Source organism: Pseudomonas sp. SIMBA_067 (assembly GCF_046534675.1).
Taxonomy (GTDB): Bacteria; Pseudomonadota; Gammaproteobacteria; order Pseudomonadales; family Pseudomonadaceae; genus Aquipseudomonas; species Aquipseudomonas putida.
The window spans coordinates 1-228 of the sequence record NZ_JAWRYH010001542.1 but is presented as its reverse complement, the minus strand read 5'-3'; the positions used below and the strand labels follow the sequence as shown (position 1 = coordinate 228).

The following is a 228-nucleotide window of genomic DNA, read 5'->3' as shown; positions in this document are numbered from 1 at the left end:
AAGATGGATTTTAATTTAAATGATGAGCAGGAACTGTTTGTCGCCGGTATCCGCGAACTGATGGCCAGCGAAAACTGGGAGGCCTATTTTGCCGAGTGCGACCGTGACAGCGTCTACCCGGAACGTTTTGTCAAAGCACTGGCGGATATGGGTATCGACAGTCTGCTGATCCCTGAAGAGCACGGTGGTCTGGACGCGGGGTTTGTTACTCTCGCCGCCGTGTGGATG

1 protein-coding gene is annotated in these 228 nt (G+C 53.5%); it reads left to right on the top strand.

What is annotated here, in order from left to right; all coding sequences use genetic code 11:
* A partial coding sequence (locus tag SB765_RS34625) for an acyl-CoA dehydrogenase family protein (RefSeq protein ID WP_410933155.1) occupies positions 1-228 on the top strand: 228 nt, incomplete at both ends.